A 16,424-nucleotide genomic window follows, 5' to 3' on the forward strand; every position below is an offset into this window, starting at 1 on the left:
TTTCCATTATACAAATGCCGCATTTTTTGTTAAAATTGTTTTCAGGTTCATAAGACCGCATAAACCGCGATTATCATGAGATCATGCAGCCGATTAAAATTTGAGTTATAATTTGTCTAGGTCACCAGTTCTAAAAAAGTACATAACGTTTGAAAATTTTAGTATGGAACAGAATGTATTTATACATGCTACCTTAAAGGGAGGTTAATATGACGGCTTTACATATTGCAATTTTATCGCCTTTTGCACTCGCCTTTTTGATTCCGCTATTGGCGAAAAACGTCAGAAAGATTCATACAGGCTGGTTTGTCCTGGTTCTTCCTGTTCTATTATTTATTTATTTTTTCCGCATGATCAAAATGACGGCGGATGGCGGAACATTAAAGGCTGTACTGGAATGGATTCCGTCCTTTGGCATTAACTTTACCGCATACGTTGACGGACTCGGATTGCTATTCGCCCTTCTGATTACAGGGATAGGGTCTTTGGTTGTCCTTTACAGCATCTATTATCTATCTAAAGAAAGAGAGCAGCTCGGACCGTTTTACGTTTATCTGCTCATGTTCATGGGGGCAATGCTCGGCGTTGTTCTCGTTGATAACGTCATTGTACTTTATTTATTTTGGGAATTGACCAGCATATCGTCTTTTTTGCTCATCGGCTATTGGTACAAGCGGGAAAAATCAAGATACGGCGCGACAAAATCGATGCTTATCACCATTTTCGGCGGTCTTTCCATGCTTGGAGGCTTCATTCTTCTTTACACGATTACGGGTTCATTCTCGATTAGAGAAATGATCAACCAAGTTGATTTAATTTCGGGCCACGGCTTTTTCATTCCGGCTCTCGTGCTGGTGTTAATCGGAGCCTTCACTAAATCTGCGCAGTTCCCTTTTTACATCTGGCTTCCTGACGCGATGGAAGCACCAACGCCTGTAAGTGCTTACCTGCACTCCGCCACGATGGTAAAAGCGGGAATTTATATCGTTGCAAGATTCACCCCTGTGTTCGCTTTTTCCGGGGAATGGTTTTGGATCGTGTCCCTCACGGGGATTGTCACGCTTTTCTGGGGTTCGTTCAACGCCGTCAAGCAGACTGATCTGAAAGCGATACTTGCCTTTTCTACGGTCAGCCAGCTCGGAATGATCATGTCGATGCTCGGCGTCGGAGCCGCAGCTCTGCACTATCAAAATTTTGAATACTATATGGTTGCAGTGATCGCTGCCGTTTTTCACCTGATCAACCATGCGACATTCAAAGGCAGCCTGTTCATGGCGGTCGGAATCATCGATCATGAAACGGGAACGAGGGATATCCGCAAGCTCGGCGGTCTGATGACGATCATGCCGATTACGTTTACGATTACGCTGATCGGCGCGTTTTCAATGGCTGGTCTGCCGCCGTTCAACGGCTTTTTGAGCAAGGAAATGTTTTTCACCAGCATGCTCAGGATTACGAATTTTAATTTGTATAGCGCCGACACATGGAGTTTTGTGCTTCCTGTTCTGGCTTGGATCGGAAGCGTGTTTACGTTCATTTACTGCATGGTTCTGCTGTTTAAAACGTTCGGGGGGAAATATCAGCCTGAAAAACTTGAAAAACAAGCGCATGAGGCTCCACTCGGCATGCTGATTTCGCCGATTGTCCTCGTCTCTCTCGTGGTGATTTTTTTCTTTTTCCCGAACATTCTGTCATACAGCATCATTGAACCGGCTGCATCGTCGATTATGCCGACCCTTTTGGACGGAGACGAAAAATTCAAGGTTCATATTTACATGTGGCACGGCTTTTCATCTGAACTCTACATGACAATCGGCGTCGTTGCTCTCGGCGTTCTCGCCTATTTGACCTTGTCAAAATGGCGGAAGGTCTACGGCCTCTTCCCGGAAAAACTGACGCTCAACAAACTGTACGACAGCTCGTTGTCTGGGCTTGAAAAAGGCTCCAACAAGATTACAAGAACGTATATGACCGGGTTTCTTCGCGATTATCTCGTCTATGTTTTTGTCTTCTTTATCGTGATCATCGGCGGATCGCTCGTTGTTACCGGAGGCTTTTCATACGATGTGAAAGGCAATGCTTCAATCGGCATCTATGAGCTTGTTTTGTCAGCCGTCATGATTGCCGCAACATTTACCACCGTTTTCGCAAGATCAAGACTGACGGCGATTATCGGGCTCGGCGTCATCGGCTACACGCTTGCGCTGTTCTTCGTCATTTTCAGAGCGCCGGATCTCGCGCTGACGCAGCTGATTATCGAAACGATTTCAGTCGCATTGTTCCTGCTTTGCTTCTATCATTTGCCAAAGCTCAGATTCAAGCCGAAGTCGGCTAAGTTCAGGGTCACAAATGCGCTTGTCTCGGTCGGAGTCGGAACTGTTGTGACGCTGCTCGCACTTTCTGCAAACAGCCAGCGCTCCCTTGAAAGCATCGCATCGTATTTTATTGAAAACAGCTATAAACTCGCAGGCGGCCACAATATCGTCAACGTGATATTGGTCGACTTCAGGGGATTTGATACATTGTTTGAAATTACCGTACTTGTCATAGCCGCTTTAGGAATATACGGCATGATCAGGCTCAGAATGGGGAAAGGAGGGGAAGAGCATTGAAAAAGGTTCAGACGAATGATGTGATCCTGCAAACCGTTACAAAGATTGCATCCTTTATCATTCTGCTCTTTTCTTTCCATCTGTTTTTTGCCGGCCATAATAACCCGGGCGGCGGTTTTATCGGCGGATTGATGACGGCGTCTTCGCTCGTCCTTCTGCTGCTTGCCTATGATTTAAAAACGGTGCAGAACATTTTGCCCGTCAACTTTATCTATGTGGCGGCCGTCGGCTTATTCATTTCCGTTTCCACCGGAATCGGTTCATTTTTATTCGGCGCTCAGTTTCTTTCCCACGCGTTTGATTACTTTAACCTTCCGCTCTTGGGGAAAACGGAGCTTGCCACCGCGGTATTGTTTGATATCGGGGTTTATCTCGTAGTGGTCGGCGTGACCATGACCATTATTCAGACGATTGGGGAGAGAGAATAATGGAGATTTTAATGTCTTTTATTGTAGGAATTTTGTTTATGGCGGCGACATATCTCTTGCTTTCAAAAAGCCTTCTGAGGGTGATTATCGGAACTGCCGTTCTCAGCCATGGCGTCCACCTGCTTCTGCTGACAATGGGAGGGTTAAAAAAAGGTGCGCCCCCCATTTTAAATGAAGAGTCGTCAACCTATGTCGACCCTCTCCCTCAGGCGTTGATTTTAACGGCGATCGTCATTGCTTTCGGGGTCACCTCGTTTCTCCTGGTCATGGCTTTCCGCGCCTACCAAGAGCTGAAAATGGATGATATGGATCAAATGAGGGGAAATGATCAACATGAATAATCTTGTAATTCTGCCAATACTGATTCCTTTAATGGCCGCAGTTCTGCTCATCTTTATGAACAAGTCGATCGTGCTGATGCGTGCATTCAGCGCCATATCTTCCATTGCGGCGATCGCGGCGGCCGCTGTTCTTGTGCAGACCGTCTATACGGACGGAATCCAGACCTTGTATCTCGGCGGGTGGAAGCCGCCGTTCGGGATCAGCCTTGTCGCTGATCAATTCGCCAGCCTTCTGGCGTTAACGACAGCCATTATCGGATTTCTGACGGTTCTTTATTCGTTTCGCTCCATCGGCGAAAAACGCGAGCGTTTCTTTTATTATCCCGCGGTCCAGTTCCTGCTTGCCGGAGTTAGCGGCGCTTTCTTAACCGGGGATTTGTTTAACCTGTTCGTATTTTTTGAGGTTCTCCTGATGGCTTCTTATGTGCTGATCGTCATTGGCGGCACGAAGATCCAGCTGCGGGAATCTCTGAAGTACATCGTCTTTAACATTATCTCTTCCGCCCTCTTTGTCATCGGAGTCGCTTATTTATATGCGGTGACGGGCACATTAAACATGGCGGATTTGAGCGTTCGGATCAGTGAATCGGGCCAAACCGGGCTGATCACGGTCATCGCTGTTTTATTTTTGATCGTCTTCGGTTTAAAAGGCGGCATTTTCCCGCTGTATTTCTGGATGCCTGGTTCTTATTATGCGCCGCCTGCCGCTGTGTCCGCACTGTTTGGCGCACTTCTGACCAAAGTCGGCCTGTACGCGATCACAAGGGTGTTTACATTAATTTTCACCCAAGACGCGGCTTTTACTCATCAATTAATGGTCTGGCTTGCGGCCCTTACGATCATCTTCGGTGTCATCGGCTCGATCGCCTACTGGGATGTTCAAAAAATCATTATCTACAATATTGTGACTGCGGTCGGTGTGATCTTATTCGGTATCGCCGCCAATACGCCGGCTTCGATCGAAGGATCTGTCTACTATCTGATTCATGACATGATCATTAAAGGAGCGCTGTTTATGCTTGGCGGAGCGCTGTTTACTCTGACAGGGACAAACAACCTGAAAAAAATGAGCGGCCTGATCAAAAACCATCCGGTGCTCGGCTGGATGTTTATGATTTCAGCAGTTTCATTGGCAGGGGTCCCTCCTTTCAGCGGATTCATCGGCAAGCTGAAAATTGCAGAGGGCGGCTTTCTAAGCGGTGAATTCGTGATTACGCTGCTGATGCTTTTATCCAGTCTGCTCGTCTTGTATTCCATCATGAAAATATTTATCAACGGCTTCTGGGGGGATGAACAGGAAGATGCTCCGGCCAAAAGACCGCTAAAAGGCTACATGTATCCGGCAGCGGTACTGCTCTTTCTGTCGCTTGCCATCGGACTCGGAACCGAGCTTATCGCGCCGTATTTCCATCAGGCGGCTGATACGCTCGTCAACCCCGAAAAATATATTGAAGCCGTTTTGAAGGAGTAGATCGCATGGCATTACAAATATTGTTGAACTTTATTCTTGCGTTGTGCTGGATGTTTCTGAACAATGACTACACTGCTGCCGGGCTTGTCGTCGGTTATGTGATCGGATTATTCTCGCTCTTTCTGATGAGGCGTTTTTTCCGCCGCCGCTTTTACTTAATTAACATTTGGGCGATCATTAAACTGCTGTTTATTTTTATTAAAGAGCTCGTTCTCGCAAACGTCAGCGTATTAAAGACGATCTTATCCCCAAGGTTAAAAAATAAGCCCGGCATCTTCGCCTTCAAGACAGACCTTAAAGCGGACTGGGAAATCACGACATTGGCGAACCTGATTACGCTGACACCGGGCACATTGGTTGTCGATATCTCTGATGACCGTTCGATTCTTTATATTCATGCGGTCGATATCGATGATGCTGAGAAAGCCATCAGTGATATCCGCATTTCGTTTGAAGAGGCCATTAAGGAGGTAAGCCGCTGATGTTTGAATTTATTTTGCAATTGTCACTCGGCATTTTGGCGGTCTCCACTTTTCTGTATGTCCTGAGGGTCATTAAAGGGCCGAGCATCCCGGACAGAGTGGTGGCGCTTGATGCGATCGGCATCAACCTGATCGGAATTACGGCTCTCGTGTCCATCTTGTTAAATACGACAGCATATTTGGAGGTCATCCTCTTGATCGGTATTCTGGCCTTTATCGGCACCGTCGCATTTTCTAAATTCCTTGAGAAAGGAGAGATTATCGAAAATGATCGAAGCCGCTAAATTGCTTATCGCCGTCTTGGTCCTTCTTGGCGCACTGATATCGTTAGCCGCTTCCTTTGGAACGCTGCGGCTGCCTGACGTATACTCAAGAATCCACGCCGCTTCTAAAGGAGCGACATTGGGGATCATCAGCGTGCTGCTCGGCGTATTCTTTTACTTCTGGTTTCTGCACGGCTTCATTACGGCCAAAGTGCTGCTCGGTATCGTCTTTGTATTTCTGACGTCTCCTGTAGGCGCCCACCTGATCGCAAGGGCCGCCTATAACACCGGCGTAAAAATGGAAAAGAAAAGCGTACAGGACGATTATGAAGGCAACAGAAATTTTCTGATTAAAAAGAAGGAAGATTCCTATTTATAAAAAGAAAACTCGCCCTAAAAGGCGAGTTTTTTTGGTTTACGATGAAGGGCGGCTGATGACCGCCATCGTGCACCTGGACGTGCAAATCAGGCTGTCTTGCTCATCGCGTATTTCAATTTGAAACACCATTGTTGATTTGCCTACATGCAGAGGCGTTGCGACCGCTTTAACCGTTCCGTCTTTCACCGATTTAATATGGTTGGCGTTGATCTCAAGCCCGAAGCATGCCTGCTCTTTTGGATCGATATGCTGATATGCCCCGATGCTTGCCACCGTTTCAGCAAGCGCAACGGACGCACCTCCATGCAGATAACCGAATGGCTGACGCGTTCTTTCGTCGACAGGCATGACCGCAACACACCGCTCTTTGCTGCATTCCTTCAACTCGATTCCCAACGCTTCAAGAAGTGTATGTTTCGTTTCCATTACAATCGTCCCTTCATCAAAGTACGCCTTCAGATTTCGCGATTAAAACAGCCTCTGTCCGTGATCCTACATTCAGTTTGCTGAATACGGAAGTCAGACTGTATTCGATCGACCGCTTGCTTAAATGAAGCGCATCAGCGATTTCCTGATTTGTATAGCCTTTTTCGACTTCTTTTAAGATCAGGCATTCCCTTTCAGTCAAAAGATCGTGCTGGGTCTGCTGGCTGTTTGACTTCGATTTTTGCTGTGTAATCAGCTGCTTGAAATAATCATAATCGACGACAATTTTATTATCCAGTACCTGATATATGTACTCTATAATCTTTTCCTTCGATTCCGTTTTGCTGATGGCGCCGTGCATGCCGGAACGAATCGCCTCTTCAAAATAATCTTCGACTTCATAGCCTGTGTAAACGATAATTTTGCATGATGAACACGTCTCAAGGATTTTCTTAGATAGGTCCATGCCGTTGATTTCACCCAAATTTAAATCCATTAAGATCAGGTCATACGCAGAAAAATCATGCTTCTTGAGAAATTGTTCGCTGGCTTCAGGGCTGAGGCAATCGACAACAAAGTCCTGGTTCGTTTCAAGAATTGCCTTCGTCCCCTCCATGACAGCCGGATGATCATCGATCACAAGTAATCTTCTCATAATTTCCTCCCTTTTGCGTAACCTTGCCCTATCACCATTTTATAGAAAAAACTTGGCGGATGCCAAGCAAAAATGTTAACTAAACATTACAATTCCATTTCAATGGCGACCCTGAAGCCTTTCCCTTCTGCTGTCTGTATATCCAGACTGCCGCTCAGCGCGCGGACTCGCTCGCGAATACCCGACAGCCCCATGCTTGCGCTGTTTTGATAAAGCTTGTCCGGATCAAAACCGATGCCGTCATCTTCATAATGAAGAACAACTTTTTCTTTTATGCAGACAAGCATAATCAAAACCTCATTAGCTTTCGAGTGTTTAACCGCATTGCTTAAAAGCTCCTGCACAATTCTGTACAAATTCAGCTGCGTGTCCAGGTCGAGCACCTTTGAGAACCTTTCCGTATTGAGGCGGATCTTATCGATCGATGAGGACTCCTGATGCTGTGCCGCCAGTTTCGAAAGGGCTTTGACCAGTCCGAGATCGTACAACAGCTGCGGCCTCAGCTCCTGACACGTTTCCCTTGTCGTCTGGATGACGGTGGACATTTGCTCATTCATATTGATGAGCCTTTGCCTGATTTGATTCGTACAGACTTTATCTTTTTCAAAATCAGCCAGAAACATCTCGCTTTGATGCTTCAAGGAAATCATGTCCTGCAGCACAGAATCATGAAGATCACGGGCCAAATCAGATCTCTGCTTCTCTTCAATCGCAAACATCAATTTATTCAGCCACGCCGGATTCGGCCCTTCTTTTTTCACATGTTCCAGATGCTCCATCAGCTCGCCGATTTTCAAGACGTTTTCCAGGGAAACACTCGTATAAAACGCCAGCGTCTCAAGCCACGAAATCTCATCGCGCGTCAGCCTAGGCGTATTTAAAACCGACAAACACAGCATGACATAAGAAGTCCCGCCCCGTTCACCGATCTTAATCAAAAATCCGCGGTCGACTTCGACGATTTTGCCGATGTCGGTGATAGCCCTAAAAGCTTCTTTTTCATAAGGCTTCCACACTTGATCGTTTGCATTATTTTCAAGTAACCCTACGGTTCCATCACTCTTTAACTCCAGTACATAAGCCTGACTTACAGGTAAAACATCAAGAATCGTTTGAGACAATTCCCTTAGCACTTGAGCTAACGATGTCGAGCTTCGTATAAGCTGTGTAAACTTAAATACACTATCTTGGTAATTAAATTTTTCAGAAAACCTTTTTAAACGGAAACGAAAATCAAGAATTTCCTTGAGATAAAAAACACCTAACATAATAAAATAGATAAATATAGTGTTTTTAACTGTATTCAAACTATTACTTAATTCTTGTGTTAAAGTAAATACACCTACAGCTGTCAAGCTTGGTAAAATGGCTAACAATCCGTAGTATTTAAAACGTCCCAATAAGAATTCAATGTCATATATTTTGGTAGCAATAAATTGATACACTAATGAGAAAGGAATAATCAACAAAAAAGGAACGACAAACATTGCCGGGAATATATAATCCCCGATAAATACATATGGTATGACATAGAAAATTAAGAACGGAATAAACGCAACAAAATTTGTGATAACGAGTATCCTTAAAAAATAGGCTTGCTCTGAAGCTTTATTTTTTATTACACCATAAATGATAAGAGCAAAGGCTATAATGGTAACAAACAAGAAAGATACCAAGTTAAAGAGCTTAATGGAACTATAAGAAATCTGCAAATTATCACTGAAAATTTCCAATAGCAAATTCAATAAACCCACCGGATATAGGAAAAGAAATATTTTATTATTGAAAAACTCTTTTCCTTTTTCCTTGAAATATTGATAAATATAGTGGAGATACAAAACAGGAACGAATTGAAAAGTTATCATTGTTATATAGATACTTAAACTATCTCCCTTTGCAGATCCCACAGAACAAGAATAAGCTGTTGATGTAACAAGCAGAAAAACAATTAAAATAAAAGCGGAAGCCGAATTTAACCTTTTGTTTGATTTTATTATGAAATAAACACAAAAAAGAGAAAGGAGATAAAACATCATTGGAATGATAAATAGAAATAGGCTTTCATAACTTACCAATTCATATCCGGTCTCTACAAACCCTATCTCTCCATCTCTTTCAACGATCATAGATTTAACATCACTTAATTCATCAGCTAATTTTCCATCATCGGCCCTTAATTTTTCTACACTTTTTCCATTTATCTCTAATATAACATCCCCTTTTTCAAAACCTAGGGATTGGGCTAGTGACCCTTTTTCAATCTCGAATACTTGATATTCATTTTTTTCATTAAATTGCATTGTCATTCCAAGGTAACTAGAATGCAGATTTACATAGATAATATAAGGAACCAAGGAGAGGCTTAGCAAAATAATAATTAAAGATAGTTTGTTATAATTAACACGCATTAATTTTACATCCTTATAGTAGATAGTATAGGAAGAATTTTAAATCCAAAATCCTCCTCCACCCCAACTCTTACCTAATAATCTAATACTGTCAACCACTACTCCTGTTTTTTCTGGGTCTATGCCTAGTAAACAAGCATCCCCATCAACAACTTTTTTTAAAACATCGGGATTTTCCATCAAAAAGTTCACAACATCTTGCATATATAGTCTCCTCTTTAATTGTTATTAAGCAGGGCAGACATCAAACGTTCTTTTTCCATATCCCCCAACTCCAACTCCTCAATCCCCTTCTTAAATTTCTGAATAGCGAGCTGATTCATAACATACATATACTGAGTGACGCCTGCTGCTTTCAATTTCTCTTTATAGCATTTTATTTCTTTATCGGCAATTTTATCCTCAGTTTCAAATGTTTTTAATAAATCAATCGACGGCTGGTTAAATTTTCTTGACAAATATAAGTACGCAAGCGTCCGCTTTTTCTTGGCGATATCGCTTTTTGAATCATAAAAAAGTGCTTTATAATCATTTTCGATTTGTGAAGCAATGCCCAGCTGATATGCGTACTTCTCCACCGCCGGGTCAAATTTGCCCGTGGCAAGCATCGCCCCAAGCACGCATGGCAGAGCCGTCAGCGCCCCGGACTTACGCTTGATCATGTCAAGGCATTCATCTTCAGTGGCAGGCCGGTTGCTGAGATCGTCATGCTGTCCCTGCATCGATTGAAGTATATATTCCATCAGTTTTTCAAAAAACACCGGTTCTTTCGACACCGAACTGATCACTTTAATGCTTATTGTATAAAGCGCAGTCGCCGCATTCATTGCGACTGAACGGTTTATTTTCATCCAAGGTTCATCGGGGCTGTCTTCATCCTCTAAATCATCGAATATATCAAACGCAAGAATCAAAAGTTCTATGCCCGCTCCAAGCGTTTCCGCCGCATCAGTGTCCGTGCCACCGAAACTTTGGTAATGATAAAAAGCAAGCTCGCTGAAATGCAACTGGTCCTTTGCATCTAGAAAAGCGTGCAGCGTCCGATTTAAGTCCGCGTTGGGAATCTCAACGTCTATAAAATGATTCATTCTTTGCTTGATTTTACTGTGATCTAGACAAAAAAGCTTAGAGATGGTGCTCCCTCCTTTCTTAATATTTTACTAAATCAAATTCCCGATTGACAGAGCAATTTTTTTATTTAACAATTATATAATAATATATCCTTTTTTTGGATTTGTTTGCAAAAAAAAAAAGACTTGTCTGAAACAAGTCTTTTTACGAGGTTTTTAGATATGTGTACTTATCGTATTGATCAATGCTTTTGTTAATCTTGCGCAAGGAGTCCTTTGTTTCTCTGATTTCATTCTCTAGCCGCCAAAGCAGTTGTTTTAATTCTTCAATTTGTTGCTTTTCCACCGATTCCACACTCCTTTTGGAAGATCAATCAATTTGTGTATAGTGAACGAGTCATAGGTATTTGATCTGTTAATACAAGTTTAAAGGGAATTGGTCTCTTTTTCACCGAAAAGTTGCATATAAATTCATGCGTTACACCGCAAACTTTAAATAGACCATAACACCCATTCTACACGACTTGCGATTAGTTCTCAATTCCTAATGAAACATAAAATTTTAGTTTGTTTTTAAAGGGATCAAATAAAGATCACTAATAAACCCCTTTAGCACCGCAAGTTCAGTTATTTTTTGTTCGTTTTGCGACATTGAGTCTAAAGTAATAACTAGCGGGGAATAGAAAAACTTGATTGTTCAAGGAACGCAGATCGGGTATGCACCACCGAAAAACACGCAATAGACCGACACGCATTTCGGCCCTTAAAAAAAACCGACCCTTCGCCTTACACCGCAAAAACCGCAATTTGACCCGTAAAAATTGAAACGAGGTGTTCATATTGCTTCCTTCTCATTGCTTTTGGATGCATCCATACCAACATATCCGCTGCCGGCAGGTCTATCCGGAAGTTGAAGCCAGCGCCTTTTCGCGTTCGGCAAAAGAAGCGGAGGGCTTGATGGCTGACGGACAAAGAATTTTAAGCAGGCTTTCAGCATCGCGTGCTTTGGCTCACCAAATCATGACGGCTGCCCAAAGCAACCAAAAAAATACCGTCCTTTCCCTGCTCAGACAAACTGGCGTCCGCAGCCAGCTTGATGCCTCTTTCGATCCCGACGGCATCCGCATCATGCTTATCAGCCCCCGCAGCAGAATATTCCTCCTCCTGCGTTGGTCTTAGCGCAAAAAAAATTCCGGTCCCTAAAAAGGAGCCGGAATTTTTTTATAAAAGTTTTTGACACCAATCAACGGCTTCAAGATAGCATTGATACGCTTCATCTTTTGTTAAGCCTTCTGTTTCTGGCGTGCTGTCTTCCCATTCGTTTCGTTCGATCGATTTTGCAAGCCGCAAGATTTTTCGATAATCGTTTTCTTTGCCGAGCAGTGCTTGTCCTACTTCGTCCGTCAGCGGCAGTTCGCTGATGACTTCCGCCAGTTCTTTGTGAAGCAGTGTATCGATAAATGAAAACATGCCTGTCAGCATATAAGAAGCCGGCTGAGGGCGATTCGTTTTTTTCGCCAGCAATTCGCAAAGCTTCGCGCGGATCAGCGAAATCTTGACGACTTCGTTCTTGCTGGAGTTTTGTTTTTTCGTTAAATCCTTAAATGAGAGGATGAAGATCCACCTTTTGATTTCTTTAAATCCGAGAAGCACGATAGCCTGGCGGATGCTTTTAATCTTTTGAATCGGCCGATTGGCCGGAGAGTTCAACAGCTTCAGCAGCTGGTAGGAAAGCGACAAATCGCGTTCTATAATATTTGTGACGTTTTCAATATCAGGCTGATCTTCGCTTAATTCATGCAGCAGCTCATAATAAGCATGGAAATGATATGTAATGTCCTGACCGTCAATCACAGCGGGCTCGCTGAAGAAATAGCCTTGAAACAGTTGAAATCCGTCTTTTACAGCCTGCTCATAATCCTTTCGCGTCTCCACTTTTTCAGCGAGGAACGTCAGACGGTGGTTCCGGCATGATCGAAGGATGCTCTGTCTTTCCTGCCGCGTCGTTTTGAAAAAATCGATCTTCAAAATATCAATGGATGCCAAAAGCTGATGGAGCAAGTCCCTCTCCACGCGATGCTTTAAACAAAAATCATCAAGGGCAATCGTGTAGCCGAGGCTTTTCAAATGCCTGCACCTTTCGATAAGCTCAGGGGTGATCGGCACATCTTCAAGGATTTCTACAACGAGCTGGTCCGGATCAAAATAAGTCGGCAGCCCTGATGCCAAAAGACCTTCGGTAAAATTCACGTAATACCTTTTGCCTTCTGTCAATTTATCGATTCCAATGTTTAAAAAGCTGTTAATCATCAATTCTGTTGTCGCTTGATCACCGTCAATACCGGAAAAAAAGTTTTTCTCGCTCTCTCTGTATAAAAGCTCGTATGCGACAACTTGTTCTTTTCTGTTGAATATTGGCTGTCTGGCAACGAATACCCTCATTCTTTTTCCCCCTAGCGACTGAGGTGCCTTCGCTTTTAAGTATATCAATTAAATGAGCAAATCCCGTCCGCTTAAAAAATCCGCCCAAATATTGAACTTAATATTGAAAAACAGATAATCCCCGAAGAAATTATCTGTTTCAATCCCCAGTTATATTAAAAACTATCGTTTACAGAGTCAACCTTGATCCAGACCTTTTTTCGCCTTGATTTTTGCTTCGTGAATTTGCTGCATCTTGTTGTTCCAGCAAGCTTCGCTTAAATCGACAGGATATTCTTCGGGCTTGCTGATCCGCTTATACTCTTCCCAAAGCAAACTGAGATTTTCTTGAACATACCGCTTAATATCCTGAATGCTCGGATTCTCATAAACAAGCTCGCCTTTTTCAAAGATCGGCTGGTGAAGGTCTTTCGCATCAAAATTCGTCACAAACTTGCTGATAAACGTATGAACGGGGTGAAACATCTTCAGCCGCTCCTGTTCATTGACCTTTTCATAGTCCAAAGCGATATAATCGCCTTCTGAATGATGGTTCAGCTGATTGATGATTCTGTACACCTTTTTCAAGCCTGGAGTCGTCACTTTTTCCGGATTCGAAGAAATTTTAATCGTGTCTGCCATTTTTCCGTCTTCTTCGATGGAAACGAGTTTGTAAACCGCGCCGAGAGCCGGCTGATCATAAGCGGTAATCAGCTTTGTGCCGACGCCCCAGACGTCGATTTTTGCGCCCTGGGCTTTCAGGTTCATAATCGTATACTCATCAAGATCGCTTGAGGCGACGACTTTTGTATCTGTAAATCCGGCTTCATCCAGCATGGCTCTCGCTTTCTTGGACAAATAGGCGAGGTCTCCGCTGTCCAGGCGGATTCCCGAAAATTCAATTTGATCACCGAATTCCTTCGCCACTTTGATTGCATTTGGAATGCCGGAACGCACCGTATCATATGTATCGACCAAAAAGACACATTTTTTATGGGTTTCCGCATATTTTTTAAATGCCGTGTATTCGTCGCGGTAGGCTTGAACAAGCGCATGGGCGTGCGTGCCCGATACCGGAATGTCAAAACGCTTGCCGGCGCGGACATTGCTTGTCGCATCGAACCCGCCGATAATCGCGGCCCTTGCTCCCCACATCGCCGCGTCCATTTCATGCGCGCGCCTTGTTCCAAATTCGAGCGCCGTCTCATCTCCTATCACACTTTTGATTCTCGCGGCTTTTGTCGCGATCAATGTTTGGTAATTCACAATGTTGAGCAGAGCCGTTTCAATCAGCTGCGCTTCGGCCAAAGGCGCTTCGATCCTCATGATCGGTTCGTTTCCAAACACGATTTCGCCTTCCTGCATGGAATAAAGCGAACCGGTGAATCTCATATCTTTTAAAAAGCTGAGAAAGTCATCTTTGAAGCCCAGCTCTTCTTTTAAATAAACTAAATCGCTTTCAGTAAATCTGAAATCCCGCAAAAACTCAATCGCTTTTTCAAGACCGGCAAAAACGGCAAAACCGCTGTCAAAAGGGAGCTTTCTGAAAAACAGTTCAAAAACGGCTTTCTTTTGATCAATGCCGTCGCGCCAATACGTTTCCGCCATATTAATTTGATATAGGTCTGTGTGTAGTGCTAGACTGTCGTCTGTAAAACGGTGTTCCAACCTTCATTTCTCCTTCCTCAATCTGACACTGAGGCTCCCAGGGTGTTTGCAAAATGAGAAAGAGCCCAGTCGTGCCCGTCCGGGTTAAAGCTAGCCACTGCGTTTTGATGAATGACAAGATTAAACCCTTTATTATAAGCGTCTACTGCGGTATGGAGCACGCATATATCTGTGCATACGCCAACGAGGTGCAGTTCTTTAATATCCCTTTCACGAAGCTTCAGCTCGAGGTTTGTCCCGGCAAAAGCAGAGTACCTTGTTTTTTCCATGTAATAGACATTCTGATCATGTTCGTGTTTTCGATAAAGCGCTTCAAGCTTTCCGTATAAATCCTGTCCTGATGTACCTTTTATATTATGTGGAGGAAACAAAGGGGTTTCCGGATGATGCGAATCGCCGGCCTCGTGTGAATCGACTGCAAATACGACGTAATCGCCGTTTTGAATAAACGTTTCCGCGAGACGCGTCACGGCGTCTTCGATTTCCCGGCCTGGTTCTCCGCACGTCAGCTTTCCGTCAGCTGCGACAAAGTCATTTGTATAATCTATACATATAAGAGCTTTTTTCATTGCCGCCCTCCCCGCCTTTTGTATGATAGGTAACATTATAACTTATCTAAACGGACAAGTGAATGGCGAATCAAGCGGATATGGCTGCAAAGCCGCGCCAGCAGCGGGTTTTTTCTTTTTCAGAAAAAAACAAAAACCCGTGCCTCATCTCTTGTTTAAAACCGACTGCTCAAAGATGTCGTCCTGAACATAAATCGATTCTTTATCTACAGCCTCGCGCGCTGCGAGGACAAGTCCAAGGGGAGTATCTGATTGCTGGTCGGACACGATGGAAAAAGAAACACCTTGTTTATTGGACTCCTTGATGTAAGGAGATAAATGAGAGTAGTCGATTTCACCGTTCAGCAATAATGTCGCATCCGCTTTTGAGCCAAGCGCATCGATGACTTCGCGGTATGCCTGCGGACGCAGCACTTGTCCTTTCGTCAATGCGATGATAACCCGTTCCCTCAGCGAGCCTAAAAACAGTCTGCGTTCATCCGGCTTCGTTTCGCGTGGTCCATACATTCCCTGCTGTAAATATTGATCCATTGATTGGTCGCTCACGTCTTAGACCCTCCAGTTTATCTTGCTGGCAGCTTGTTTTAAGCTGCGTTTTTTTATCAGTATGCCCATGAAAACAGCGGGCATGAGCCCGGGCTACATTTCGGTCACCCATTGTACAATCTTTTTGGACAGCTCCTCGGCCGCATCCGCTTCAGCCACTTTCGACAATGACCGGTCAAGCTTTTCGGCGAGCTCTGCTTTTTCTTCCTCATAAGAAATCAGCTTACTCCACTCCAGTTGCGGCACAGCCACAAGCGTATGAAATTCCTTTTTATTTTCATGGAGGTAAACGTCTGTGATCATCTGATCTTTGTTCAAGATGTTTGCCTTCCTTATTTTCATCTTTGTCACCTGCCTTATCTATCTTTTTTCCCATTATACTATAAAAAAGAAACAGCCTCTTTAAAAGAGGCTGTCACAGGTTCAATGACTTGAAACCGTCGATCACATCCGCATCTGTGAAGGATGTTTTATTGCTATTGTTTTGAATCAAACCGTAGTCCCCTGTTAAAAATGTACCCGCTCCTCCTCCGGAAACATCCGTGCACTTCGGGGAAATGGCAAACACATCTCCAAAGAAGGCTGCGCTGTCATCAACGACTTGCCTGATAAAAATCGGTCCGACGATCGCCGGCATCTTCACACCTCCGCCATTCAATTTATTAGCATCATATGTGAAAATGGG

20 protein-coding genes are annotated in these 16,424 nt (G+C 43.9%); 8 read left to right on the plus strand and 12 right to left on the minus strand.

Features of this window, described 5'->3' with window-relative positions:
• The first annotated feature begins 209 nt into the window (after positions 1-209).
• From MHB72_RS17495 to mnhG, 7 genes are read left to right on the plus strand one after another with little or no spacing between them, the layout of a single operon-like run.
• On the plus strand, positions 210-2,612 hold the full coding sequence (locus tag MHB72_RS17495) for a Na+/H+ antiporter subunit A (protein WP_035337587.1): 2,403 nt from the start codon (positions 210-212) through the stop codon (positions 2,610-2,612).
• A complete protein-coding gene (locus tag MHB72_RS17500; RefSeq protein WP_003184834.1) occupies positions 2,609-3,040 on the plus strand; it encodes a Na(+)/H(+) antiporter subunit B in 432 nt (143 codons plus the stop codon). Before MHB72_RS17495 ends, MHB72_RS17500 begins: the two co-directional genes overlap by 4 nt.
• Positions 3,040-3,381, plus strand: coding sequence for a Na(+)/H(+) antiporter subunit C (locus tag MHB72_RS17505; RefSeq protein ID WP_020452785.1), 342 nt, complete (start codon positions 3,040-3,042; stop codon positions 3,379-3,381). The genes MHB72_RS17500 and MHB72_RS17505 overlap by 1 nt, the downstream gene beginning before the upstream one ends.
• The gene (locus MHB72_RS17510) at positions 3,374-4,852 is read left to right on the plus strand and encodes a Na+/H+ antiporter subunit D (protein ID WP_023856152.1); all 1,479 of its coding nucleotides are present in this window, start codon (positions 3,374-3,376) and stop codon (positions 4,850-4,852) included. Before MHB72_RS17505 ends, MHB72_RS17510 begins: the two co-directional genes overlap by 8 nt.
• A 5-nt stretch (positions 4,853-4,857) precedes the next feature.
• The gene (locus MHB72_RS17515) at positions 4,858-5,334 is read left to right on the plus strand and encodes a Na+/H+ antiporter subunit E (protein WP_020452787.1); all 477 of its coding nucleotides are present in this window, start codon (positions 4,858-4,860) and stop codon (positions 5,332-5,334) included.
• A complete protein-coding gene (locus MHB72_RS17520; protein WP_003184842.1) occupies positions 5,334-5,618 on the plus strand; it encodes a Na(+)/H(+) antiporter subunit F1 in 285 nt (94 codons plus the stop codon). The genes MHB72_RS17515 and MHB72_RS17520 overlap by 1 nt, the downstream gene beginning before the upstream one ends.
• Positions 5,602-5,976, plus strand: coding sequence for a monovalent cation/H(+) antiporter subunit G (gene mnhG / locus MHB72_RS17525; RefSeq protein WP_023856153.1), 375 nt, complete (start codon positions 5,602-5,604; stop codon positions 5,974-5,976). The genes MHB72_RS17520 and mnhG overlap by 17 nt, the downstream gene beginning before the upstream one ends.
• A gap of 36 nt (positions 5,977-6,012) precedes the next feature.
• Here the strand turns inward: mnhG and MHB72_RS17530 are convergent, their stop codons facing one another.
• From MHB72_RS17530 to degQ, 6 genes are all read right to left on the minus strand, one after another.
• Positions 6,013-6,402 carry a hotdog fold thioesterase gene (locus MHB72_RS17530; protein ID WP_009329508.1) on the minus strand — a complete coding sequence of 130 codons (390 nt, stop codon included), beginning with the start codon at positions 6,400-6,402 and terminating at the stop codon, positions 6,013-6,015.
• A 16-nt stretch (positions 6,403-6,418) separates the two neighbouring features.
• Complete coding sequence (locus MHB72_RS17535) at positions 6,419-7,057, minus strand: response regulator transcription factor (protein WP_003184849.1); 639 nt, start codon at positions 7,055-7,057, stop codon at positions 6,419-6,421.
• An 86-nt stretch (positions 7,058-7,143) separates the two neighbouring features.
• Positions 7,144-9,465 carry an ATP-binding protein gene (locus tag MHB72_RS17540; RefSeq protein ID WP_216919625.1) on the minus strand — a complete coding sequence of 774 codons (2,322 nt, stop codon included), beginning with the start codon at positions 9,463-9,465 and terminating at the stop codon, positions 7,144-7,146.
• Between the two features lie 39 nt (positions 9,466-9,504).
• The gene (comX, locus tag MHB72_RS17545; RefSeq protein ID WP_023856155.1) at positions 9,505-9,669 is read right to left on the minus strand and encodes a competence pheromone ComX; all 165 of its coding nucleotides are present in this window, start codon (positions 9,667-9,669) and stop codon (positions 9,505-9,507) included.
• A gap of 14 nt (positions 9,670-9,683) precedes the next feature.
• Entirely contained in the window at positions 9,684-10,553 is an 870-nt protein-coding gene (locus MHB72_RS17550) for a polyprenyl synthetase family protein (protein ID WP_023856156.1), read from the minus strand.
• Positions 10,554-10,740: 187 nt separating this feature from the next.
• A complete protein-coding gene (gene degQ, locus MHB72_RS17555) occupies positions 10,741-10,881 on the minus strand; it encodes a degradation enzyme regulation protein DegQ (RefSeq protein ID WP_003184860.1) in 141 nt (46 codons plus the stop codon).
• Between the two features lie 485 nt (positions 10,882-11,366).
• Here degQ and MHB72_RS17560 point away from each other — a divergent pair, with 485 nt between their 5' ends.
• The gene (locus tag MHB72_RS17560) at positions 11,367-11,714 is read left to right on the plus strand and encodes an SDR family oxidoreductase (protein ID WP_224146417.1); all 348 of its coding nucleotides are present in this window, start codon (positions 11,367-11,369) and stop codon (positions 11,712-11,714) included.
• Between the two features lie 42 nt (positions 11,715-11,756).
• Here MHB72_RS17560 and MHB72_RS17565 read toward each other — a convergent pair whose 3' ends face one another.
• The 6 genes from MHB72_RS17565 to MHB72_RS17590 form a co-directional block, all read right to left on the minus strand.
• Positions 11,757-12,977, minus strand: a complete 1,221-nt coding sequence (locus MHB72_RS17565; RefSeq protein WP_020452793.1) for an EAL and HDOD domain-containing protein — start codon at positions 12,975-12,977, stop codon at positions 11,757-11,759.
• A 177-nt stretch (positions 12,978-13,154) separates the two neighbouring features.
• Positions 13,155-14,624: a nicotinate phosphoribosyltransferase gene (locus MHB72_RS17570; protein WP_023856157.1), complete on the minus strand. Its 1,470-nt coding sequence runs from the start codon at positions 14,622-14,624 to the stop codon at positions 13,155-13,157.
• Positions 14,625-14,641: 17 nt separating this feature from the next.
• A complete protein-coding gene (locus MHB72_RS17575; RefSeq protein WP_216919623.1) occupies positions 14,642-15,193 on the minus strand; it encodes a cysteine hydrolase family protein in 552 nt (183 codons plus the stop codon).
• 144 nt (positions 15,194-15,337) lie between these two features.
• Positions 15,338-15,739, minus strand: a complete 402-nt coding sequence (locus tag MHB72_RS17580; RefSeq protein ID WP_216919621.1) for a YueI family protein — start codon at positions 15,737-15,739, stop codon at positions 15,338-15,340.
• A 93-nt stretch (positions 15,740-15,832) separates the two neighbouring features.
• Positions 15,833-16,081: a YueH family protein gene (locus MHB72_RS17585; protein WP_020452797.1), complete on the minus strand. Its 249-nt coding sequence runs from the start codon at positions 16,079-16,081 to the stop codon at positions 15,833-15,835.
• Positions 16,082-16,154: 73 nt separating this feature from the next.
• On the minus strand, positions 16,155-16,376 hold the full coding sequence (locus MHB72_RS17590; RefSeq protein WP_020452798.1) for a spore germination protein: 222 nt from the start codon (positions 16,374-16,376) through the stop codon (positions 16,155-16,157).
• Positions 16,377-16,424 lie beyond the last annotated feature (48 nt).

Source organism: Bacillus sp. FSL K6-1284 (assembly GCF_038002625.1).
GTDB classification, from domain to species: Bacteria; Bacillota; Bacilli; order Bacillales; family Bacillaceae; genus Bacillus; species Bacillus paralicheniformis.

What these genes read in the sequence shown, in the direction of transcription:
- MHB72_RS17590 (WP_020452798.1), bottom strand. Translation starts at nt 16,376, where the DNA reads ATGCCGGCGATCGTCGGACCGATTTTTATCAGGCAAGTCGTTGATGAC.
- mnhG (WP_023856153.1), top strand. Translation starts at nt 5,602, where the DNA reads ATGATCGAAGCCGCTAAATTGCTTATCGCCGTCTTGGTCCTTCTTGGC.
- MHB72_RS17530 (WP_009329508.1), bottom strand. Translation starts at nt 6,402, where the DNA reads ATGGAAACGAAACATACACTTCTTGAAGCGTTGGGAATCGAGTTGAAG.
- MHB72_RS17550 (WP_023856156.1), bottom strand. Translation starts at nt 10,553, where the DNA reads ATGAATCATTTTATAGACGTTGAGATTCCCAACGCGGACTTAAATCGG.
- MHB72_RS17540 (WP_216919625.1), bottom strand. Translation starts at nt 9,465, where the DNA reads ATGCGTGTTAATTATAACAAACTATCTTTAATTATTATTTTGCTAAGC.
- MHB72_RS17535 (WP_003184849.1), bottom strand. Translation starts at nt 7,057, where the DNA reads ATGAGAAGATTACTTGTGATCGATGATCATCCGGCTGTCATGGAGGGG.
- MHB72_RS17505 (WP_020452785.1), top strand. Translation starts at nt 3,040, where the DNA reads ATGGAGATTTTAATGTCTTTTATTGTAGGAATTTTGTTTATGGCGGCG.
- MHB72_RS17520 (WP_003184842.1), top strand. Translation starts at nt 5,334, where the DNA reads ATGTTTGAATTTATTTTGCAATTGTCACTCGGCATTTTGGCGGTCTCC.
- comX (WP_023856155.1), bottom strand. Translation starts at nt 9,669, where the DNA reads ATGCAAGATGTTGTGAACTTTTTGATGGAAAATCCCGATGTTTTAAAA.
- MHB72_RS17575 (WP_216919623.1), bottom strand. Translation starts at nt 15,193, where the DNA reads ATGAAAAAAGCTCTTATATGTATAGATTATACAAATGACTTTGTCGCA.
- MHB72_RS17510 (WP_023856152.1), top strand. Translation starts at nt 3,374, where the DNA reads ATGAATAATCTTGTAATTCTGCCAATACTGATTCCTTTAATGGCCGCA.
- MHB72_RS17495 (WP_035337587.1), top strand. Translation starts at nt 210, where the DNA reads ATGACGGCTTTACATATTGCAATTTTATCGCCTTTTGCACTCGCCTTT.
- MHB72_RS17565 (WP_020452793.1), bottom strand. Translation starts at nt 12,977, where the DNA reads ATGAGGGTATTCGTTGCCAGACAGCCAATATTCAACAGAAAAGAACAA.
- MHB72_RS17515 (WP_020452787.1), top strand. Translation starts at nt 4,858, where the DNA reads ATGGCATTACAAATATTGTTGAACTTTATTCTTGCGTTGTGCTGGATG.
- MHB72_RS17585 (WP_020452797.1), bottom strand. Translation starts at nt 16,081, where the DNA reads ATGAAAATAAGGAAGGCAAACATCTTGAACAAAGATCAGATGATCACA.